Consider the following 21109-nt stretch of genomic DNA (forward strand, 5'->3'; position numbering starts at 1 on the left):
GCCCTATTGCAAATACTCTCCATAACCTTCTTTCTCCAAGTCTTTCCTGGGTATAAATCGCAGGGCGGCAGAATTTATGCAATACCTCAAGCCGGTTGGCGGAGGGCCATCAGTGAAAACATGGCCTAAATGTGCATCAGAGGTCTTGCTCCTTACTTCAGTCCTAATCATAAAATGGCTCGTATCCTTTTTTTCAATGATATTGTCCGGCTTCAGCGGTCTGGTAAAGCTGGGCCAGCCGCAGCTTGACTCAAATTTGTCTTTTGATGAGAAAAGAGGGTCGCCGGATATTATGTCTACATATATCCCGTCTTCGAAATTATCCCAATATTCGTTGGCAAAGGGCCTTTCTGTGCCGTTTTCCTGAGTCACTTTATACTGCAATTCAGTAAGCAGCTTTTTCAGCTTTTCCTTATCCTTATAATCCATAAAATCACCTCATCTTTATGTACAAGTTCTATTATTGTTATTATATAATATAGACAATAAATAACAATAATATTAAATATTTGATAAGAAGGGGTGATCGAAGATGGAATGGAGAGATATTTTTCCCTCGGGCAATCAACCGACAATGGATGAAATAGCGGAATATATCGGCGGTGAAGCAAAGCAACTATGGCAGTCACTTTTGGAGCATATGGATGCTGTATATAAGGTGAAGCCTAAGATGACTTACAGCGGTTGCTCAGGAAAGCCCGGCTGGAATATAAAGCTGCAGAAGAGCGGGGTATCCTTTGGCACATTGTATCCTGAAGAAGGCTCTTTCTCGGTTTTTCTGGTCATAAGCTATAAGCTTGAACCCTTGATGGAATCAATAATCACAAAATTAAGCCCCGGTACTGCTGAGCTGTATAAACAAGCCGGAGACTATATGAAGATGGGCAAGTGGATGATGTTTCAGATTGCAGACTCTGCGGGTGTAGAGGATTATAAGCTTTTGGCAGAAGTAAAGATGCTGGGGAAAAATATATGATATCATGGCAAAGCAGGTCAAGAAATAGATAAATAGAAACAGTATCCTTTATTCAGGAGGTGAGATCATGGAAAGCCGGGAAAAGATTAATGGGGTTCAACGCATGCAGGATTATATAGAGGAGCATATTAACGATAATATCACCCTTAAGATGCTGGCAAGGGCTTCAGGCTATTCGCCTTGGTATTGCTCCAGGATTTTCAAAGAGATGGTAGGCAAGACTCCTTTTGAATACATTAGAATGGTAAGGCTGTCTCAGGCAGCGCTAAAGCTAAGGGATGAGAATGCAAAAGTCATAGATGTTGCTTTTGATTTTGTATTTGACTCTCACGAAGGCTTTACCAGAGCTTTTTCAAAACAATTTGGTGTATCTCCCTATAAATTCAGAAAAACAACACCGCCTATTAAGATTTTCATGCCGGAGCGCATCCGTGATTATTGCCTAAATAAGCAAAAAGGAGAAGGTAACATGGCAAAGAATTCTAATGCAAATACGGTATTTGTTCAGGTCGTCGATAGACCTGCAAGGAAGCTGATGCTTAAGAGAGGCATCAAAGCTACGCACTACTTTGAATACTGTGAGGAAGTCGGCTGCGATATATGGGGCACACTGTCAGAAATAAAAGAAGCTATGTATGAACCAATAGGCATGTGGCTGCCTGAGAATCTTGTAAAGGGCGGTACTTCCGCATACGCTCAAGGAGTAGAGTTGCCCATGGACTATGCAGGTCCTATAGCCGAAGGCTTTGAAATAATAGAGCTGAAGCCTTGCAAGATGATGATATTTCAAGGTCAGCCCTACGATGATGAAAAATTTGAGGATGCTATTGATGAAATCTGGGAGCTGATGAAAAGCTATGATCCAAAGCTTTATGGGTTTGAATGGGCTGATGGGGATGCCCCAAGATTCCAGATGGAACCGCAGGGTTACAGGGGTTATATAGAAGCCAGACCCGTGAGACAGATTTAAATTTTCTGTCTCTTTTTTATGTGGTATAATATGGCTAGATTTATGCTGCAAGATAACTATCAATTATGGGGAGTGAATAGTATGATCACTATTGATGAATTAATTTCAATCGATAAATCAGCTTTGGGTGAAGCAGCGAAGAACTTATGCAAGGAAGACCTGCCAATGCTTGTGAGATGCCTTGAAGAGAAAGATGATGATATAAGGTATAAAGCATTATTATTGCTGCAGCATCGCTCTCTTCTATTTGATGATGTTTATCCCTTCTGGGATAAGTTTTGTGAAAAATTGAGAAGCAGCAATTCATATCATAGAAGCATTGGACTCATGCTTATTGCTGAGAATACGAGATGGGATTGCTCAAATAAAATAGATGTCATAATCGATGATTATTTGTCTTTGCTAAACGATGAAAAGCCGATCACCAAGCGCCAATGCATCCAGTCCTTGACCAAAATCATTCCTTATAAGCCTCATCTGCTTGAAAAGATAGCAGGCAGTTTAATGGATGTTAAAATCGATGGCATAAGAGAAACCATGAGAAAGCTGGTATTGATCGATATTTTGGAAGCTCTTGTTATGATCAGGAAATATGATAAATGCAGTAGCGTTGACGATTATATATTTAGCGCACTTACCGGCGGGCTGCTGGATAAAAAGTCTATAAAACATTTTGAATCAATCATGGGGCTTGAAAAATAAAGCTTTGGCATGGGGATGAACAAGAGAAGAGTGTATATCAAGGGACTGCTGTCGTAACTGAAGCAGTCCTTTTAAAAATATTTACAAGATATGCAACCCAAATGGGGGCTCAAGTGTCTAACCTAAGGGAGTGAGAAATATTGAGCTTTGATGAAATAATTGATAAATATAAAGATGCGATTTTCAGGATGGTCTATGTACACATAGGGGATTTCCACAGATCAGAGGATATAACCCAGGAAATATTTATAAGGATATATAGAAGCTTAAGCAAATTTCGAGGCGACAGCAGCATATATACCTGGATATACAGGATATCCATAAATACTATCAGGACTTATGCAAAAAAGGACAGAACCATAGCTGATACACTCTCTGTTGATCATATGGAAGACATTCCTGATGATGCTTGGGATGAGGAAAAGCTGGTAGAGGGACTGCAAAATTCCAGTGTAATAAGCTTGATACAAAGGCTCCCGGATAAATATAAGGAAGTGCTGGTCTTATATTACTATCAAGACCTGAAGGTGGAGGATATATGCTCTGTGCTGAATGAACCTTCAGGAACAATAAAGAGCAAGCTTCACAGGGGAAGGAACATGCTTAAAGAGATGCTTTTAAAGGAAGGTGTAAGCAATGGATAGATTCGATAAGGAGCTCAAAAATAAATTAAATGCGGAACTGAAGGATATCGTATTATCTGAAGAAGCCATAGTCAAGATTAAAGAGCAATTGAGGAGAGATAAAAGCTTTGGTTTCAAAGACGCTTCGGCAAATTTCTTGAACTATGAAATAAAGATACCCTGCAGCGCTTGTATAGCTGGCATTGCTTTAGCAGTCTTACTGGGCATCAGTTCTTTTACGGTAACGGACAAAGATATAGTGAGCTTTATGAATAGAAATATCATTAAGATTACCGATTATTGGGAGGAAGTGCGTTGAAGTATTTTAAAATAAAGGTAAAGTATCTGATCTTACTGCTTATAGCCCTTAGCTTTCTTTATGCTTCCGTACCTTTTGCCTACTCAAAAATTGCTAAAGGCTATGAGAGAAAAGGCAAGATAGAGCATGCCGCTGTATATTATGAAAAGTCCCTATCTCTTGTTCCAGACTTTTTGAAAAGCGGCGAAGACATATACGACTATGCAAACACTCTATCCAGCGGCGCAATGGAGCATTCCCTATACAAAATATTTCCTTATGGGCATGGGGGCGCAGGGAACAACATGGTTCCCACAGATGAAGCCCTTAATACAGCCATAAGCCTGTATAAGGATCTTATTGAAAACCACAGCAGTGACCCCTGGGCAAAATGGGCACATATAAGGCTGGCAGAAATATATATATACCTTGGTGATTACAAAGAAGCGGAGAAATACCTGATGTCCGGCAAAACCAATGCAGATGCAGGGCTTATCTATGTTCTGTATAACTCTACAGGAGAATATGATAAAGGTATAAATCTGCTGGAAGATTTGATAGAAAACAATAAGAGTTATTTTGATATGAATTATTATGATGGCCTGGCTAATTTATATATCCAATCCGGCAAGTATGACGAAGCCATATATACCTATAAGCAGGCGTTGAATAAAACCGCAGAGATTAATAAAGACAGCTCTGAAGAATATCTTATCGATAAGAAAGAAGAGCTTAAAGTAAAGATTAAAAAGGCCCAAGAAATGGAATACAACAAGGAAATGGAGATAAAAGGGATTGACAGCGAAATGGGTGAATGCAGAGGCAGAGTCACCGTAGACGGTAAAGGTGTTGAAGGAGTCAGGGTATATATCAAGGATAAGGAGATATATAAAGATAACTATATAGGCAGCACACTTGATTTTCCTTTCACAACTACCGATAAAGACGGCTATTATTCTATCGACGATGTGCTGCCGGGGGAATACGACATAGGAATTGGAATAAGACCTCACGAAATACTGGGCAAAGCCTATTTGGACAATAGAGACGACCAAAGGATTCTTCAATCGAGAGGTATTCTGCTCAATGATTTTGAATTCAAGACATCTATAGAAATCCTGACGCCGGATGACGAGATAAAGGTCAGCAAAGATAAGCTGGAAATAAGCTGGAAGGAATATGAGGGTGCTGAAAGCTACAGCCTTGTTGCAGGATTGATGATTGAAGGTTCCTATGGGACTTCTATATTCGCAGATAAAATAAAAGAAAACAAAGCAGTAATAGATATAAAGAAAGTTGCTCCGGGATTCATGGGATTAGCATCCTTTAATGATGAAAATAGGCCAACTCCGGGCACATTGCTGGGAATGTATGGAGAAGGCAAGGTTATATATGGTGTTCAAGCCTATGACAGAAACGGAAAACTCATTAGCAGCAGCATGCCTGTGATAAAGACGACAAAACTGCCCAGGCATTTTGTGCTCATCACCCAGAAGCTTGAGGGAGATAACTTGATAAAGGCAGAGCAATATGAAAAAGCAAGGGATTGGTTTCTAAATTATCTGGATAAAAATCCTGAGGATGTGCATTCTCTGTATGTGTTGTCAAGATACTATGAATATTGTGAGGAAGACTATGCAAAGGCGAAAGAGTATCTCAACAGGCTCTACCAAATAACAAAAATTGAGGAATACAAGAGTCATATGGAGGGACTTTCTGATAAATAACCAAGGATAATTTAGCTATTTGAAGCACTTGCCCATTACACTGCTTTGGCAGTTCCAGCAGCTTCTGGCTGTGAGAGGAAAGCTTTCTCCGTTATGCAGGAATCTTGTTCTATATCTATGGCAAAGCTGTGCCTTGATAGCTAAATCATCTTTTTCACTTTCAGTATCGCTGTTGTAAAGAATTACAGACAGAACAATTATTATAGCCCCAACTATGTTTTTTAAGCCGATGTCTTTCTGCAGAATCAGGATATCTACTAAAATAGAAGACAAGAATTGTCCCGACAGTATTAGTATTGTTGAAGCTATTACACTTGTCTTGGAAAAGGTAAAGTTAGACAAGACAATAAACAATGCACCCATAAAGCCTCCTAAATATGCATAGAAAGGCGCATTTAGGAGGTTCACTTTTTCTATGACCATGCCTTGCATTGCTAAAAATACTATGATACTGCTTGCCAGAGCTCCGGCAATATGATTTATGAGATTTGATCCATAGATACCTATCTCAAAGCTCAGCTTCATATTTAGAGTTCTGATTATGATAAAGGAAGCACCGGTTAATATGCTTATAGCTATCATAAAAATGGACATGGCTCTACTCCTTACATAATGATTAATATTATCCCAAAGCAAATAGATACAACGGCAATTTTTTTGCTCAAAGTAATTTTCACTTTATCGAAGCCAAACCAGCCTTTGCTGTCTATCAGAAAGGAGATGAAAAACTGTCCGGCAATCATCGTCACTGTAGCTGCAAACATCCCTATATTGCTTATACAGTAAGAAACCAGCAGCACAGACGCAGCTCCTATGACCCCGCCTGAAAATAGCAGCGGATTTTTTTTGAATGTACTGGCCCATGGTTTATGCTCTTTATTTTCGAGGACTATAAAAAGAATGAAGGAAAGAATCAAACCCACAATATGGACAATCAGCCCGCTGTAATATAAGCCTACTCCGGATGCTAAAACGCTGTTTAAAAAGTTCATCAAGGTTGTCATGATCCCCATCAGAATCAGCACAGTAAAAATATTCAAGGATTTCTTATTCATAATATCCTCCTGACAAACGCTTTAATCTTTTATAGTCAAGTATGATCATGCCTTCCTTTGTTTTCTCAATGATGCCCTCTGTGCACAAATCCTTTATAACCCTGTTGAGATGCCTATAGCTCACACCCAGAAAGGTGGCTAATTCAGTAAGATTATTAGTTTTTATTTCATCAGCAAGCTTATTTCTGTTTTCATCGGAGGTGACGGAAACCAGGTAGCTTGCAAATCTATTTACAAAAGGATAGGATTGATTCAATGTAGCAACATTTGATAAGGTATAAAGCTTATGGCTCAAATTCTCGATCACGAATCTTAAAAACACACTATCATCATAGGCGTGATCCCTTATATCTTTCATCTTAATCCCCATGAGGGTTACTTCGGTCAATGCCTCTACATTAGCTTTGACTCTATAGCCCTTTAGCAGCTCTAAGTCACCGATTACGGATAACGGCGTATAAAACCTGAGCAATATGGATTTTCCATTTTCCTGAGAGGAATATATCTTTATTTTCCCCTTGAGAACAAAGTAGAACCATTCAAGTTCATCGTTGATCCGGCAAATCAGCTCCCCTTTTTCGCATAGAAAAAGCTTCATAAACTGTGACATATCTTGCTGAAATATATTATTTAGCTTGAATCTGTCAATATAATTATTTGTTAAGCTCAAATCATTCAGCAGCTTCATTCAAATCACCCCTACTATTATTAGTATAAATATTGGAAAGAAAATTAAAAAGGACATATGTCCTGTATTTACAAAATTAATATTTGGTAGTATAATGACATTTAATATACCAAAATCAATGACTGAAAGAGTACTTATAGTAAATTGTCGCAGCGAGCCGGCGGTTGGTGAGAGGACCGGAACATTTGGACTATAGGGAATGGGTTCATGAGATGCAAGGTGAAACAAGTATTCTTGGAGTATCTGATGCCGTGCCCTCACGTTACAGGGGTAAGATATCGAGCATTATGCTTTGTATCTGAAAAGTTGAGATTTTGAAGTAAATTAGGTGGCATAGCGAAACGTATGGCATTTCGTCCTGATACAGGCGAAATGCTTTTTTATTTACTTCGATCTAAATTGGGTGGCACCGCGAAATAGGCCTGTTTTCGTCCCATGTTAGGATGAAATCAGGCCTTTGTTATTGCATTTAAGGAGGTGGCATCATGCTTTGGCGTAAAAAATGAAAGGCGATAGAAATATATAAAGAATATAAAATTTGTTGGGAGGAAAATAAAATGAATAAAAACTTTGGTAACTTTGGAGGACAATATGTGCCCGAGGCGTTGGTAAAGCCTCTTACAGAGCTGGAGGAAGCTTTTCAAGGCTATTGCTATGGTGAAGAATTTAAAAATGAATATAAAAAATATATGAAGGAGTATGTGGGAAGACCTTCACTGCTCTACTATGCCGAAAGGCTTACAAAGCATCTGGGAGGAGCTAAAATATATCTCAAGAGAGAGGATCTGAATCACACCGGTGCCCATAAGATAAACAATGTCATAGGCCAGATACTTCTGGCAAAGCATATGGGAAAGAAGCGGGTAATAGCCGAAACCGGCGCAGGACAGCATGGCGTTGCAACTGCAACCGGTGCAGCTCTTTTCGGTATGGAATGCACCGTATTCATGGGTGAAGAGGATATGAGAAGACAGGAGCTGAATGTGTTCAGAATGAGGATGCTGGGCGCAGAAGTACAGGGAGTTGCTTCGGGGACCGCAACTTTGAAGGATGCAGTGGATGAGGCATTTAATGAATATGTGAGAAGGGCAGGGGATACCTTCTATGTTGTAGGCTCTGCGGTAGGCCCCCATCCTTATCCTTTGATGGTAAGGGAGTTCCAGAAAATAATAGGTGAAGAGGCAAAGGTTCAAATACTGGAAGCGGAAGGAAGACTGCCGGATTATCTCATAGGCTGTGTTGGAGGAGGAAGCAACGCCATAGGGCTATTCTATGATTTTTTGAAAGATGATGATGTAAAGATCATAGGAGTAGAGGCTGCAGGCAAGGGAATAAAAACAGGATTGCATGCTTCTGCCTTTGAAGGCGGGAAGGTAGGGGTGATCCACGGCATGAAAACCTATATGATGGCTGATGATAAGGGCAATATAAAACCGGCTTATTCAATATCGGCAGGCCTTGACTATCCGGGTGTGGGCCCTGAGCATGCTTACCTCAAAGATATCGGAAGGGTAAATTATGTATCCGTTACGGATGATGAAGCCATGGAAGGCTTCAGGCTACTTTCCAGGACAGAGGGCATAATACCTGCTATAGAGAGCTCTCATGCCCTGGGATATGCAGCTATGGCAGCGCCGAAGATGAAAAAAGAAGAGATTGTTCTCATAAATCTTTCCGGCCGCGGAGATAAAGATGTAAACACAGCCTACGAGTATTTCACTGGAACTTCTAGGGCGATTTGAGGAACACGGATTAACACGGAGAAATCCACGGATTAGCACGGTAAGATGTCATCCTGAGGACTTGTCCGAAGGATCTTATACCATGGGGAGAAATACCAAAGGCAACGCAACACATAGTATAGGGGGACGCTACAGTGTCTAAAGAATAAGCATATGTGTAGTTCACAAAGGCATTGATTTTGATAACTCGTCTAAAATAGAGTGCTTGGAGAATTATATATCACGCAGGAATCAAAGCTGCTAACTTACTCTAAGGTTCTCCGCTAAGTTCCTGCTTAGATATATTAATTTTTCATGTAATAGTCTCTATTTTAGATTTTTTATGAGGTCAAGCTCTGGAAGTGCCTTTGACCTAAGAGCCATGCCCAAAGCCAGAGGCCAGAGGCCAGTGGCTAGCGGCAATAAAAAAATTCCGTGCCTTTCCGTGTTCCCCGTCCTTCACGACTCTTAAGGAATACCCTAACACTCCTGAGTTCTGAGCTCTAAATCCTGAGTTCTATACACAACAAATATATTTGAAGCAAATAGGCGCATATGATAAAGTTGATATATAATCCAAAGAAAAGCATATCGAGGTGCCGCTATGTACAAGATAATGATAATTGAAGACGATAAGAAGCTTCAGGAGCTGGTCAGGAGCCATCTAGAGAAGTATGGCTATCAGACCTGCACTGTAGAAGACTTTTCAAACATAAAAAAGGAATTTATTAAAAACAGCCCTAATCTGGTCCTTATGGATATCAACCTGCCGTACTATGATGGCTTCTACTGGTGTAGAGACATAAGGACTGTATCAAAGGTACCCATAATATTCATCTCTGCAAGAGGCTCGGATATGGATCAGGTGATGGCTATAGAAAATGGCGGAGATGATTATATCACCAAGCCTTTTTCTTACGATCTCCTCATAGTGAAGATAAAGGGAGTCATCAGAAGAGTATATGGAGAGTATTCTGAAAGCACTCATGCCGAGGTTTTTGAAGTGGACGGCCTGTACATGCATATCCATCAAAATGTTATAGAATACAATAATAGAAAGGTCGAGCTCAGCAGCAAAGAATTCCTGCTGCTATACTCTCTCCTCAAAAATGTGGATCAGATAGTCTCAAGAGAAGAGCTCCTGGAAATATTATGGAATGATATAGATTTTGTAGATGATAACACCTTATCGGTGAATATCACCAGGCTGAGGAAGAGGCTTGAGGAAATAGGAATAGCGGATGCTATAGAAACTAAGCGGGGGCAAGGCTATAGATTGGTCAATAACTGGGGCAAAACCTTAGGATAGAGGAGCTGTATTCGATGAATTTCAGAAAGCATGTTAAGGACAGAATCGGCTATACAGCAGTTTTTTTTATAAATGCATTGCTGATAATTCTTATCATGAATTTAACCTTGATCATCAATGAAAAAAGGGTTTCAAAAGAAAATATATTTTATTCATTTTTAATATCATCTGCACTATATCTGCTCTTCATGACATACGACTATATCAAAATGAAGCCTTTCTATAGCTATCTGCGCAAGGCAGCCGACTCGGAAGGAGATTTGAACAGCATCTTAAGCATAGCAGAAGTCAGGACTCAAGAGCAGTTAATGTATAGTAAAATTTTGAAGGAATCCTATAAATCATATACCGACAAGCTTTCTAAATATGAAGAGAACCAGAAACAATATATTTATTTCATCAATCAGTGGGTGCATCAGATGAAGACTCCTGTATCAGTGATCAATCTTTTGCTTCAGGATAAGGATAAGGAAAATTTCAAGGAGACTCTGGAGAGCATATACGAAGAAAATGAAAAGATAACCCATGGGCTGGACATGATGCTTTGCAATGCCAGGCTAAGTCAATTCAACCTGGATTTTAAAGTGGAAAAAGTAGACTTGCTATCAGTTATAAGAACGGTTGTAAATGATAATAAAAAAGCCCTTATAAGATACTCCATATATCCCAAGATCATATGCCGGGAAGCTATGACGGTGGAAACGGATAGCAAGTGGATAGCATTTGTGATCAATCAGATACTGATCAATGCAATAAAGTATTCAAAGGATGTGTCATCAGAAGAAAAATATATAACCTTTGAAGTGAACGACGAAGGGTCAAGGCTGGTTTTGTCTATCGGGGACCAGGGCATAGGAATACCGAAAGAGGATAGGAACAGAGTGTTTAATGCATTTTTTACCGGAAAAAACGGGAGAAAAACATCGGAATCAACAGGAATGGGAATGTATCTGTCTAAAAGGATATGTGATGAGCTGGGACATGGTCTATCGTTTGAGTCTGAGGAAGGAAAAGGGACGAAGTTCTTCATTGCATTTTATAAGGGGAAAAGCATATTTAACCTTTCAAAATTGTAAGGGACATCATTATAACGAAAGGGAAATCGATACTAAGATTTCCTTTTTATATTTATAATAAGTATGTAAATAACCCATGGGATAAAGCAATAGATAAACGGAGGTAATAAGATGTCAGTACTAAAAGCTGAAAACATAACCAAGATATATGGAAATAAAAAAGGAGGCTTGAGGGTAAAGGCTTTAGATAAATTCAGCATCAGCATAGAAAATGGAGAATTCGTGGGAGTTATGGGCCCTTCGGGAAGCGGAAAAACTACCCTTTTAAATATATTGGCTACTATAGACACCCCTTCTTCGGGAGAGCTTTATATAAACGGCACCAACCCTGCAAAATTAGATGAAAAACATACAGCCTTGTTCAGAAGGAAAGAGTTGGGCTTTATATTCCAGGACTACAACCTCCTGGATACCCTGTCTATAAAGGAAAATATAATACTGCCTTTGGTATTGGAGAAGATGGAGCCCAAGGCAATCAATGAGAAGGTGAATGACATAGCAGGGCTTTTAAACATACCGGATATACTTGACAAAAGAACCTATGAGGTATCCGGTGGACAGCAGCAAAGGGCTGCCTGCGCCAGAGCTCTTATACACAATCCATCTATAATCCTCGCGGATGAGCCTACGGGAAATCTGGACTCAAAATCTTCCCAGGAAGTGATGGAATCCATAAAGACCTTGAATGAAGAGAAAAATGCCACCATAATGATGGTCACTCATGATCCCTTTGCAGCAAGCTTTTGCCATAGGATAGTGATGATAAAGGATGGCCAGTTTTTCCTGGAGATAGTAAAGGGCAGCAACAGGCAGGCATTTTTCCAGGAAATATTAGATTCTCTTTCTCTGCTGGGGGGTAATTACAATGACATTGCGTGATATAGCCTATAAAAATATTAAGGGGAACTTCAACAGATATGTGATGTATTATCTCAGCAATACCCTTGTGGTCATGGTATTCTTCATATTTGCAAACTTCATATTCAATCCTACGGTATCCAATGTCAAAACATTAGGAACTAAAGGTGTACTGACCGCCAACACTATGATAGTATGTGAATTTCTCATATTGGTATTTACTTTTCTATTTACCTTTTACTCAATTTCAAATTTTCTTAAATCCAGAGAAAAAGAATTTGGGCTTCTATCCATGTTTGGCCTGACTAAATCGGAGATAAGAAGCTATGTTAATTATGAGAACTTGTTTGTTTCCTTTATATCTATAATCACAGGGCTTCTGCTGGGGGCGCTTTTCTCAAAGCTGTTCTTTATGGCAATAACGGTTATTATGGCCTTAGATATAGAGGTGCCATTTCTGATATCATTAAAAGCAGTGATTATTACTGCACTGAGCTTTATTGCATTGTTTCAGGGAATAAACTATGTTACCACTTTCAGGATCAAGAACAATAACATAGCGGAATTATTAAGGGGGGCCAGAGTAGCCCAGGATGTGCCTAAGTTTTCGGTGCCTAAAACAGTCATGGCTGTCCTATTTATTGCCATAGGCTATGGAATGGCAGTGGTTTCAGGTGTGATGATAATTCTCACAATGTTTCCTGTTTTGTTCTTTACAGTAACAGGCACCTACTTTTTATTCTCGCAATTCAGCGTTTTCATAACTAGTAAAATCAAGAAAAACAAAAGGGTATTTTACAACGGCACAAATATGATCACCCTGTCCCAGATAATATATAAGCTGAAGGACAACGCAAAGGTGCTTTTTATTGTAGCAATACTGGGAGCAATTACGTTAACGGCCTCTGCCAGTGTGTATTCTATCCAGCAAAGCATAAAAGGGAAAGTGCAGTTAAGCGATCCAAATGATATTAGTTTTGTGGAAATAGGTGCCGGATTAAATGATATGTCAATATTAGAGAAAACAGAAAAAGTCTTAAAAAAATATGGACACGAATTAAGTAATAAAAACCAGCTTGTCTTGTTGAAAGCAAAAAATCCGGATAAACCCGTTAACTATGATATCAAAAAGGCAAAAAATCCACATCGCAATCCGAATACAGAGGATTTTTATATAATGTCTAACTCGGATTATAACAATCTGGCGGATCAGTTTAAAAAAGAAAAGGTCACCTTGACTGAAGGCGAAGTTTATGTCAATTCTTATGAAATAATAATTATGGGGGCAAAAGATGAAAAGATATTTGAGGATAATAAATTTTTGACCTTAGTCATAAACGGAAAGCCTAATAAATTAAAGCTTGCAGGTGAGATGATTGGAGGAGTTATTAACGTCGGCCGAAACAAAACCAATGTAGCTGTAGTGAGCGACAGTGATTTCAAAAGCTATAAAGATGACACACCAAAGGAAGAGCAGCTTATGTACCATGGATATAATATCAGAGACTGGGAAAAATCAGCTAATGCAGTAAATGAAATAGCGTCCTCTGTTCCTCAGAATGAGAACATCTTTTTCACAGAAAAAATAACAAGCTTTATTGATGTATTTCAGACCATGTCACTGTTCCTATTTATCGGAACATTCGTATCAATATTGTTCTTCATAGCTACGGGCAGCATCATATACTTCAAGATGTTCAATGAAATCAAAAAAGACAGGCAGGAATTTATATCTCTAAAGAAAATGGGGATGACAGAAGGCGAAATGAAGAAAATAGTATCTGCTCAATCCTTTATAGTATTCTTCTTGCCCTTTATAGTGACCTTCAGTCATGCTACATTTGCGATAATTGCTTTGAGCAATCTGCTTTCAAATAACATCACTGTATATTTCCTTACTGTAGCAGCTATATATCTCGTATTCCAAAGCTTTTACTATATATTTGCAAAGACCATGTACACAAGACAGATAAAGAATTTCGAGATTTAACACTGAACTAACCCGCCCTAAGTTCCCGCCTCTATAGGCGGCGGTTTCAAAGGGCGGCTAAGTCCAGCATGGACTCGACTAACATTCAGCGGAGTTGAAACCCCACTGAATGAAGTCTCGTTCAAAAATATGATTGTAATTTATTTCTGATTCTGTTAAAATCAATAATAGATTAAAAGGAGGTGAAATGATGAATACAATGGTCTCGGTTAACACAATTTTAGACAGAATTGCTAATTATATCTCTCATATTACAGCAAATAAGAACGCACAAGGGGGTAGTCTGTCCAAAATTATATATTATGTTAACTGAGCAAGCGAATCATCATTTTAGATATTATTATAAAAGTATACCCGGGTATGATTTCTTGCCCGGGTTTTGTTATAACTCATAAGAAATCAAGAAAGGTTTTCTTATTGCAAATATTGAGTGTTCAAAGACCTGGGCGGTATCTATACTTGCTCAGGTCTTTAAAATTGCCCGGGTTGAAGGGAGAATGTGATCATGATAGAAATTGCTTTGCAGGATATAGAAAAGTATTACGGCGCAAACCATGTATTAAAAGGGGTAAGCTTCGAAGTGAATCAAGGGGACAGAGTAGGCCTATTAGGCAAAAACGGAGCAGGCAAGACCACGCTCTTTAAAGTATTGGCCGGGATTGAAAATTTGGATAAGGGGAACAAGATGATGAGAAAAGCTGCCGTTGTAGGGTTGCTTCATCAGATACCGGAGTTTCCGGCAGACTTTACAGCCTATGATGTATTGTATTCGGCTTTCCAGGATGTATTGGAAGTCCACAGTCAGATGAGGGAACTGGAAAAGCTTATGGAAAGGCAGGCATCGGATGAGATATTGAAAAAATATGGCAGCTTGCAGCAGCTTTTTGAAGCCCAAAACGGATATTCAATAGAAGAAAATATAAATCGCATTTGCATAGGATTAAAGATTGATAAGGATATGGCAGAAAAGGAATTCAATATGCTGAGCGGCGGGGAGAAGACCCGGGTCATGCTGGGAAAGCTCATGCTGGAGAACCCCGATATACTTTTGCTGGATGAGCCCACCAATCACCTTGACCTGAGCTCCATAGAATGGCTGGAAGGGTTCTTAAAAGAGTATAAAGGTACCTCTATCATCATTTCCCACGACAGATACTTTCTGGATAAAGTTGTAAACAGAATAGTAGAAATAGTGGATGGGAAAGCGGAGATTTATGAAGGCAACTATTCTTATTACATCAGGGAAAGGCAGGAGCGATATGAAAGTCAATTGGCAAAATACAATCAGGAGCAAAAAAAGATAAAGCAGCTTGAGGAAGCGGCTAAGAGAATGCACGAGTGGGCAAAAAGAGCCGACAATGAGGCTATGCATAAAAGAGCCTTCAGCATAGAAAAAAGGATAGAACGGATGGATAAGACTGATAAACCAGTGATTGAAGGAAATATGAATACGGGATTCCAGGAGTATGGCTTTTCAGGCAAGGACATGGTCTATGCAAAGGGCTTATGCAAAAATTATGGAGACAAAAAGGTATTAGACGGACTGGATTTCCTCGTGCAGAAAAATGAAAGGATAGCTGTGCTGGGAGACAATGGCTCAGGCAAGTCAACGCTTATAAAGATTATAACAGGAGAGGCAGAGGCTGATGAAGGTATAGCCAGGATGGGAGATAGCGTCAGGTATGCATACCTCCCTCAGATTGTAACCTTCGAAAATCCCAGGCTGACCATTCTGGAGACGGTGATACAAGCGTTAAATCTCCAGGAAGGCCAGGCAAGAAGCCTTCTCGCTAAATATAAGTTCAAGCAGGAGGAGGTCCAAAAGATTGTTGAGAATCTGTCCGGAGGGGAAAAAAGCAGGCTAAGGCTTTGCATTATGATGCAGAAGGATGTGAATCTCCTCATTCTGGATGAGCCGACAAACCATCTGGATATAGATTCGAGAGAGTGGCTGGAAAGTGCACTGGAAGACTTTATGGGCACTCTGGTATTCGTATCCCATGACAGGTATTTTATAAATAAATTCGGAAGCAGGATTTCAGAGATTTCAGATGGGAAAATAACCGACTTCTATGGGGACTATGAATATTACAAAGAAAAGAAAACCTTTAGTCAGCAAGAAAATAAGGAGGAAACTCGGGTAAAGACAGAAAAAAGACAACGTGAAAAGATAGAGACTGTTGATAAAAAAGCAAAGGAATCGGAGGAAAAACGCATAGAACTGGAGGCTTTAATAGACAGCCTTGAAGCAAATCTCACGGATATCAATTGCAGCATGGAGAACTGCGGTGAAGATTATGAAGCCTTAGATTCTTTATATAAGAAAAAGGTGAAAATTGAGACAGAGATTGAAAAGCTTTATGAAGAATGGGTTTTATTAAGTGAAACACATCAATCACATTATTAGTAATAATATGTAGAAAAAACCAAATTTGTATGGTAGGATTTAGATATATAGGGAGAAGATTGGAAGTGAAGCATATGTCTATAAAGCTGGAGAAAGGACAACCAGGGCATTTGCTATTATCCTTTGACTACGATGAAGAAAAAATAAATAAAATTAAGACCATACCAGGGAGAAAATGGGATGCAGACATTAAAAAATGGATTTTGCCTGATAATAAAAATACTATAGATAAAATAAGGAAACTGTTTTCACATTTTGAATTTATAGATTACAGAGAGCAGACTGCTTCAGTATATAAGCCAAATGAAGATATCCTAATCGAAAAGTTGGATAGAGAATTAAAGCTAAGGGGTTTCAGCCAAAAAACAATTAAATCATATATAGGGCATATAAGAAGATTTCTGGAGCATAATCGGAATGAAGAATATCCTTTAAAAAAGGAATTGATTGAGAAATATTTATTGGATTTGCTTGAAACTAAGAATGGCTCTCATTCATATGTAAATCAGGCAGTTAGCGCAATAAAATTTACATTAAAAAATGTGAATAATGATGACATGGATATTATGATAAAAAGACCGAAAAAGGAAAGAAAGCTACCTGAAGTGCTTAGTAAAGATGAAGTTCTTAATATATTAAATGCACTAGATAACAAGAAGCATAGAGCAATATTGTTTATGGTATATTCTGCAGGATTAAGAGTTGGAGAAGTAGTTAGGTTAAAAATCACAGATATTGATCCTGATAGGATGTTGATCCATATTGTACAAGGTAAAGGTAAGAAGGATAGATATACAACATTATCAGAGATTGCTTTGACTGAATTGAGAAATTATGCAAAAGAATATAAATCGGAGACATGGCTATTCCCTGGACAAAACAATAAAGAATTTATTACCGAAAGGACAGTACAAAGAATATTCGAAAATGCCAGGGCTAAAGCAGGAGTGAAGAAAAAAGTATCGGTTCATAGCTTGCGGCATTCTTTTGCAACGCATTTATTAGAGGGAGGGATTGACTTAAGATATATACAGGAACTATTAGGACATGCTAGTTCTAAGACGACAGAAATTTATACTCATGTAACTCAAAAAAGTATACAAAACATTGTAAGTCCGCTTGATGTAATAGCTAGAAAAGATAAATGAAATTAGTCTATAGGGGGGATTAGCGACATAGGTCGCAAAACATCCCATATTGTAGGTATTAGCGACAGTCGGTAATACCTACAATATGAAATATTAGACGACATATGTCGGGTATACCATAGTTAAGCGACATACCATGAGGAGGTCGGGCGTCCATACCCGGATTTATTAGGGTAAGACGTTGGAGTTAAATCAATGCATATTTGTTAGAAAATGGGGATTAAAGATTATTTATGTAATGCAGGGGAGGCAAATAAAGTGGCAAGAGTTTATGGAATTAAAAAGCGATTAGAGCAAAATAAGATTGACAAAAAACTTATAAAGGAAATTATAGGAAACGGGGATTTAGTAGAAGTCATTACACGGATGGAAACTTTACTTGATTCTATTATAATGTATGAAAGTTTGGATTCTTGTGCCTGTCTGGGCGGCAGAGAATATCTGAAAAAATGTGGAAAAATTGGTAAAGAATTGACCGGCAAATCCATAAATGGGAAAATACTCTATCTCAATAGTAAGATTTTTCTTTCCGAAAGTATCGCCTTAAATAATGACGGTACATTGACTGCGGTACTGGTTTATAAAAACAATGATAAGTATTCGTGCGTTTGCTCAGCCACCGTTTGTAAAGATGTGAAAGTTTCAGATCTTGCTCTATCAAAAAGCAATTCTGTTGACCGTGACATGCCTTTATCATACTGTTTATGTTGTGCGGGGTCATTTCGCCGCCATTTACAATTAATGTTAGATGTTAAACTGAAAACAAAGGAAATTATTTCGTCTCCGATTAACAGCCGAGGTGAAAAACCATGTGAATTTGTTTTTGAATTTAATTGATACAGCTTCCACCAATAAGCATAGTTAGAAGTTATTTTACTTTGCATTCCTTATATTTTCTGTGTGATAAAAGGGCTCGACATCCGTGTTGAGCTCCAAGCAAGGGGTCATGGTCCGTCGCCTAACAAGACATCTGCGCAAGGGGTGCGTAAAGCAGAAGCATGTAGAAAGGTTATGCTGTACGAGCATGAAGAAGGCGCACCCACATCCGAGCCACTAAGTCGAAGTGTCACTAAGTGGCTCGGACGTCGCAGATGCAGACCGTTCTTTGACATGGAGAGCAAAGAACGGAGTGTCTAGGGACGGGTATATAAGTTTGGCTTCGAAGAATATATTAGGCAAAGGATGGTTGTCATGAATGCAAAATATTGGGATAATAAAGTAGAGTGGCTAAAAGCTATACGCACAGGTTGGTTCAATGTGGATTATATTGAGTTTTTGGTAGAAAAGGTTTGGAAAATTCACAAGCCAGTAAATATAATTGATTTTGGCTGTGGTTTTGGATATGTTGGATTAATATTATTACCGATTTTGCCCAAAGGAAGTACATATACAGGTATTGATATAAGTGACAATCTATTAAATGAGGCAAAGAATATTTTTGCAAATTCTGATTATAAAACAACTTTTGTAAAAGAAGATTTAAATAACTATATACCCAATAAAAAGTACGATATTGCAATATCTCAAGCAGTTTTAAGGCATATTCCAAATGCAAAGTTTATCCTAGAAAAAATGATTCAGTCTGTTGCAAGTGGTGGTTTGGTTATTTGTATGGAGACAGATATGGAAATGGAAAAGGCGGGGCAATATTTTAGTGGTTTGGATTATAGTGAACTAGGTAAGATACCTTTGATGCAAAAAATGTGGAAGAAAGAGTTAAATAGTGGTGGAAGAGATTATAGATTTGGGATAAAAATACCTTCGCTAATGCAAGAATTCGGATTACATAATGTCAGAGTAAGAATGAGTGACAGTGTATATTTTATAAATCCTTATGGAGATAAATCTGAGCATTCCAAACAATATGATGCAATTACTTCAGCTTGGGGATGGAATAAAAAATTATCAGAAGAAGAGAAAAAAGCATATATTAAATATCTAGAGGATAAAGGATTAGATGGCCAGGAGGCTGAAATGTATGTTAGCAGTGAGCAGAAAATTAGTGAATATGTAATGAATAATAAAGATAATGCATTCATTATTAAAGCACCATGTACACTAATATCTTTTGGAATAAAATAAATCTTTAGTATAGAGGGGCAATAATCCTTAGTAGCAAGGCTATGTGAGGTTCCCCACATCAGAGAACAATGCATCTCCACAAGGGCGCGTATGGCTGGAGCATGAAGTAGGCGCGCCATATTGCTTCACCGGGTGCGAGCACCGGCAGGGGGTATTCCTTATATGTCCGGTTCAGCAACATTGGAGGTGCGAAACGTTAGAGTACAGATAGTGCAGTGACCGGGCATCCACGCCCGGATTTGTTAAGGGCGGCTATGCTTTTTTTACTCAACATAATGAACATTATTTTATCGGAGGTTAATTATGGATGCTATTCTTATATTCATTGATGGGACTATTTGTGATACACGACATCGCCATCATTTGTTTGGAACTTCTCATTTTTATAGTGAAAGTCAAATTTTAAAGGATTTACCTACTTCAGATAGTGTTAAATGTTTAAAAGAACTATCTCAAAAGTACAAAATAATATATATCGGTGCTCGACCTAATTGTTACAAAGATATAACAAAAAAGTGGATTAATGAAACTGGATTTCCAGATGGAAATGTTTATTTATCTGAAAATCAAAGTGACAGATTAAAAATTGCTAAAAAGCTAAAAGAACAATATAACATTATTGCAGGTATAGGTGATAGATGGGATGATAACGAAATGCATTTAGAAATTGGATGTATAAGTATAATATTGAAAGAGTTTGAGGGAGATTGGAACACAGTTCGAAAATATTTATTGAAACAATAAATATTAATTCTATAAATTATACATTGTCATTTGGGACTAATTATTTATATGTTGTGTAATAGAGGTTTAAGTGGCTGGCCTCCATGTTGTAGATGTCAGCCTTTAGCTCTGCAGGGCACTATCCTTCCTCTAACATAGCATGACCGTTCGTGCTGGAAGGACGGGCTTTGAAGCAGTGCCAGCACATACATCTTCTCCAAGATAGGAGTTATCTAAGGTTCAGACGTATCGCTCATGCAACAACGTTATCTACAATTTGGCGAAATTCCGGGCATCTATGCCTGGATATAATAGGGCTATTTAAAAAGTCCATTATTTTTAGGGGATGATAAAGTGGTTCATTTTGAGAACCAGGAATCAGCCATTTATAAAAAGGGTTTATTGGTTAATCAATTAGTCCTTATTTTATCCATAGTACTTACTCAGATATTTGATGACACTTACCTTGAACCTCTTTTTAGGGGATTATGGATATTTTCAATTTCAACCTGGGGAATCCTTGCAGGGATGAAAACAGTTATGGCAAAGCAAAACAGGGTAGGTTATTTGTATTTTATTGGTACTGGTATTTTTTTAATATTTATTATTTATACGTATGTCATCATGAACTAATAAAGCAGACATACAGTAATGATATCAATTTACTATAAATTTATGTGTTGTATAGGTGATGCTAAATTAGCATGGATAGATGCATATTGGCATCCATACCAACCTCTGAAGTCAAGATCACCA

At 38.3% G+C, this 21109-nt stretch carries 21 protein-coding genes; 17 read left to right on the forward strand and 4 right to left on the reverse strand.

All coding sequences use genetic code 11. From position 1 onward, the window contains the following. Nucleotides 1-3 precede the first annotated feature (3 nt). Entirely contained in the window at nucleotides 4-429 is a 426-nt protein-coding gene (gene msrB / locus LJD61_RS10835) for a peptide-methionine (R)-S-oxide reductase MsrB (protein ID WP_333783102.1), read from the reverse strand. A 103-nt stretch (nucleotides 430-532) separates the two neighbouring features. On the opposite strand from msrB, the gene LJD61_RS10840 reads away from it, so the two are divergent. The 6 genes from LJD61_RS10840 (at nucleotide 533) to LJD61_RS10865 (ending at nucleotide 5296) form a co-directional block, all read left to right on the forward strand. After that, a complete protein-coding gene (locus LJD61_RS10840) occupies nucleotides 533-976 on the forward strand; it encodes a DUF3788 domain-containing protein (RefSeq protein ID WP_255227555.1) in 444 nt (147 codons plus the stop codon). Nucleotides 977-1043: 67 nt separating this feature from the next. After that, the gene (locus LJD61_RS10845; RefSeq protein WP_255227556.1) at nucleotides 1044-1946 is read left to right on the forward strand and encodes a helix-turn-helix transcriptional regulator; all 903 of its coding nucleotides are present in this window, start codon (nucleotides 1044-1046) and stop codon (nucleotides 1944-1946) included. Nucleotides 1947-2027: 81 nt separating this feature from the next. Continuing rightward, on the forward strand, nucleotides 2028-2648 hold the full coding sequence (locus tag LJD61_RS10850) for a hypothetical protein (protein WP_255227557.1): 621 nt from the start codon (nucleotides 2028-2030) through the stop codon (nucleotides 2646-2648). Between the two features lie 140 nt (nucleotides 2649-2788). Beyond that, the gene (locus LJD61_RS10855; protein WP_255227558.1) at nucleotides 2789-3292 is read left to right on the forward strand and encodes an RNA polymerase sigma factor; all 504 of its coding nucleotides are present in this window, start codon (nucleotides 2789-2791) and stop codon (nucleotides 3290-3292) included. Beyond that, nucleotides 3285-3590 carry a hypothetical protein gene (locus LJD61_RS10860; protein WP_255227559.1) on the forward strand — a complete coding sequence of 102 codons (306 nt, stop codon included), beginning with the start codon at nucleotides 3285-3287 and terminating at the stop codon, nucleotides 3588-3590. Before LJD61_RS10855 ends, LJD61_RS10860 begins: the two co-directional genes overlap by 8 nt. Then, a complete protein-coding gene (locus LJD61_RS10865; protein WP_255227560.1) occupies nucleotides 3587-5296 on the forward strand; it encodes a tetratricopeptide repeat protein in 1710 nt (569 codons plus the stop codon). Before LJD61_RS10860 ends, LJD61_RS10865 begins: the two co-directional genes overlap by 4 nt. Before the next feature lie 15 nt (nucleotides 5297-5311). Here the strand turns inward: LJD61_RS10865 and LJD61_RS10870 are convergent, their stop codons facing one another. The 3 genes from LJD61_RS10870 to LJD61_RS10880 are packed head-to-tail and all read right to left on the reverse strand — an operon-like array spanning nucleotide 5312 to nucleotide 7039. Next, nucleotides 5312-5890 (reverse strand): DMT family transporter, encoded by a 579-nt coding sequence (locus LJD61_RS10870; protein ID WP_255227561.1) that lies wholly within the window; start codon nucleotides 5888-5890, stop codon nucleotides 5312-5314. Between the two features lie 11 nt (nucleotides 5891-5901). Next, nucleotides 5902-6351, reverse strand: coding sequence for a DMT family transporter (locus LJD61_RS10875; protein ID WP_255227562.1), 450 nt, complete (start codon nucleotides 6349-6351; stop codon nucleotides 5902-5904). After that, nucleotides 6344-7039, reverse strand: coding sequence for a cyclic nucleotide-binding domain-containing protein (locus tag LJD61_RS10880; protein ID WP_255227563.1), 696 nt, complete (start codon nucleotides 7037-7039; stop codon nucleotides 6344-6346). The genes LJD61_RS10875 and LJD61_RS10880 overlap by 8 nt, the downstream gene beginning before the upstream one ends. A 557-nt stretch (nucleotides 7040-7596) precedes the next feature. Between LJD61_RS10880 and trpB the strand changes: the two genes are divergently transcribed. The 11 genes from trpB (at nucleotide 7597) to LJD61_RS10935 (ending at nucleotide 20986) form a co-directional block, all read left to right on the forward strand. Continuing rightward, nucleotides 7597-8781: a tryptophan synthase subunit beta gene (trpB, locus tag LJD61_RS10885; RefSeq protein WP_255227564.1), complete on the forward strand. Its 1185-nt coding sequence runs from the start codon at nucleotides 7597-7599 to the stop codon at nucleotides 8779-8781. Between the two features lie 583 nt (nucleotides 8782-9364). After that, nucleotides 9365-10069 carry a response regulator transcription factor gene (locus LJD61_RS10890; protein WP_255227565.1) on the forward strand — a complete coding sequence of 235 codons (705 nt, stop codon included), beginning with the start codon at nucleotides 9365-9367 and terminating at the stop codon, nucleotides 10067-10069. A 14-nt stretch (nucleotides 10070-10083) separates the two neighbouring features. Continuing rightward, nucleotides 10084-11145 carry a sensor histidine kinase gene (locus LJD61_RS10895; protein ID WP_255227566.1) on the forward strand — a complete coding sequence of 354 codons (1062 nt, stop codon included), beginning with the start codon at nucleotides 10084-10086 and terminating at the stop codon, nucleotides 11143-11145. A gap of 111 nt (nucleotides 11146-11256) precedes the next feature. Beyond that, nucleotides 11257-12024: an ABC transporter ATP-binding protein gene (locus LJD61_RS10900; RefSeq protein ID WP_255227567.1), complete on the forward strand. Its 768-nt coding sequence runs from the start codon at nucleotides 11257-11259 to the stop codon at nucleotides 12022-12024. Then, nucleotides 12011-13993 carry an ABC transporter permease gene (locus tag LJD61_RS10905; RefSeq protein ID WP_255227568.1) on the forward strand — a complete coding sequence of 661 codons (1983 nt, stop codon included), beginning with the start codon at nucleotides 12011-12013 and terminating at the stop codon, nucleotides 13991-13993. Before LJD61_RS10900 ends, LJD61_RS10905 begins: the two co-directional genes overlap by 14 nt. A gap of 505 nt (nucleotides 13994-14498) precedes the next feature. After that, on the forward strand, nucleotides 14499-16400 hold the full coding sequence (gene abc-f, locus LJD61_RS10910; protein ID WP_255227569.1) for a ribosomal protection-like ABC-F family protein: 1902 nt from the start codon (nucleotides 14499-14501) through the stop codon (nucleotides 16398-16400). A gap of 74 nt (nucleotides 16401-16474) precedes the next feature. Next, entirely contained in the window at nucleotides 16475-17548 is a 1074-nt protein-coding gene (gene xerA, locus LJD61_RS10915) for a site-specific tyrosine recombinase/integron integrase (RefSeq protein ID WP_255227570.1), read from the forward strand. Nucleotides 17549-17806: 258 nt separating this feature from the next. Next, the gene (locus LJD61_RS10920) at nucleotides 17807-18385 is read left to right on the forward strand and encodes a hypothetical protein (RefSeq protein WP_255227571.1); all 579 of its coding nucleotides are present in this window, start codon (nucleotides 17807-17809) and stop codon (nucleotides 18383-18385) included. A gap of 354 nt (nucleotides 18386-18739) precedes the next feature. Continuing rightward, complete coding sequence (locus LJD61_RS10925; RefSeq protein WP_255227572.1) at nucleotides 18740-19630, forward strand: methyltransferase domain-containing protein; 891 nt, start codon at nucleotides 18740-18742, stop codon at nucleotides 19628-19630. A 303-nt stretch (nucleotides 19631-19933) separates the two neighbouring features. Beyond that, entirely contained in the window at nucleotides 19934-20374 is a 441-nt protein-coding gene (locus LJD61_RS10930; RefSeq protein WP_255227573.1) for an LNS2 domain-containing protein, read from the forward strand. Between the two features lie 333 nt (nucleotides 20375-20707). After that, a complete protein-coding gene (locus tag LJD61_RS10935) occupies nucleotides 20708-20986 on the forward strand; it encodes a hypothetical protein (protein ID WP_255227574.1) in 279 nt (92 codons plus the stop codon). Nucleotides 20987-21109 lie beyond the last annotated feature (123 nt).

It is taken from the genome of Lutispora saccharofermentans (genome assembly GCF_024363565.1).
GTDB lineage: Bacteria > Bacillota > Clostridia > Lutisporales > Lutisporaceae > Lutispora > Lutispora saccharofermentans.

Excerpts from the sequence above, each read along its gene's own strand:
- LJD61_RS10880 (WP_255227563.1), bottom strand. The coding sequence starts at position 7,039 with ATGAAGCTGCTGAATGATTTGAGCTTAACAAATAATTATATTGACAGA.
- LJD61_RS10890 (WP_255227565.1), top strand. The coding sequence starts at position 9,365 with ATGTACAAGATAATGATAATTGAAGACGATAAGAAGCTTCAGGAGCTG.
- abc-f (WP_255227569.1), top strand. The coding sequence starts at position 14,499 with ATGATAGAAATTGCTTTGCAGGATATAGAAAAGTATTACGGCGCAAAC.
- LJD61_RS10870 (WP_255227561.1), bottom strand. The coding sequence starts at position 5,890 with ATGTCCATTTTTATGATAGCTATAAGCATATTAACCGGTGCTTCCTTT.
- LJD61_RS10850 (WP_255227557.1), top strand. The coding sequence starts at position 2,028 with ATGATCACTATTGATGAATTAATTTCAATCGATAAATCAGCTTTGGGT.
- LJD61_RS10905 (WP_255227568.1), top strand. The coding sequence starts at position 12,011 with ATGACATTGCGTGATATAGCCTATAAAAATATTAAGGGGAACTTCAAC.
- LJD61_RS10925 (WP_255227572.1), top strand. The coding sequence starts at position 18,740 with ATGAATGCAAAATATTGGGATAATAAAGTAGAGTGGCTAAAAGCTATA.
- xerA (WP_255227570.1), top strand. The coding sequence starts at position 16,475 with ATGTCTATAAAGCTGGAGAAAGGACAACCAGGGCATTTGCTATTATCC.
- LJD61_RS10845 (WP_255227556.1), top strand. The coding sequence starts at position 1,044 with ATGGAAAGCCGGGAAAAGATTAATGGGGTTCAACGCATGCAGGATTAT.
- LJD61_RS10930 (WP_255227573.1), top strand. The coding sequence starts at position 19,934 with ATGGATGCTATTCTTATATTCATTGATGGGACTATTTGTGATACACGA.
- LJD61_RS10895 (WP_255227566.1), top strand. The coding sequence starts at position 10,084 with ATGAATTTCAGAAAGCATGTTAAGGACAGAATCGGCTATACAGCAGTT.
- LJD61_RS10860 (WP_255227559.1), top strand. The coding sequence starts at position 3,285 with ATGGATAGATTCGATAAGGAGCTCAAAAATAAATTAAATGCGGAACTG.
- LJD61_RS10900 (WP_255227567.1), top strand. The coding sequence starts at position 11,257 with ATGTCAGTACTAAAAGCTGAAAACATAACCAAGATATATGGAAATAAA.
- msrB (WP_333783102.1), bottom strand. The coding sequence starts at position 429 with ATGGATTATAAGGATAAGGAAAAGCTGAAAAAGCTGCTTACTGAATTG.
- LJD61_RS10875 (WP_255227562.1), bottom strand. The coding sequence starts at position 6,351 with ATGAATAAGAAATCCTTGAATATTTTTACTGTGCTGATTCTGATGGGG.
- LJD61_RS10840 (WP_255227555.1), top strand. The coding sequence starts at position 533 with ATGGAATGGAGAGATATTTTTCCCTCGGGCAATCAACCGACAATGGAT.
- trpB (WP_255227564.1), top strand. The coding sequence starts at position 7,597 with ATGAATAAAAACTTTGGTAACTTTGGAGGACAATATGTGCCCGAGGCG.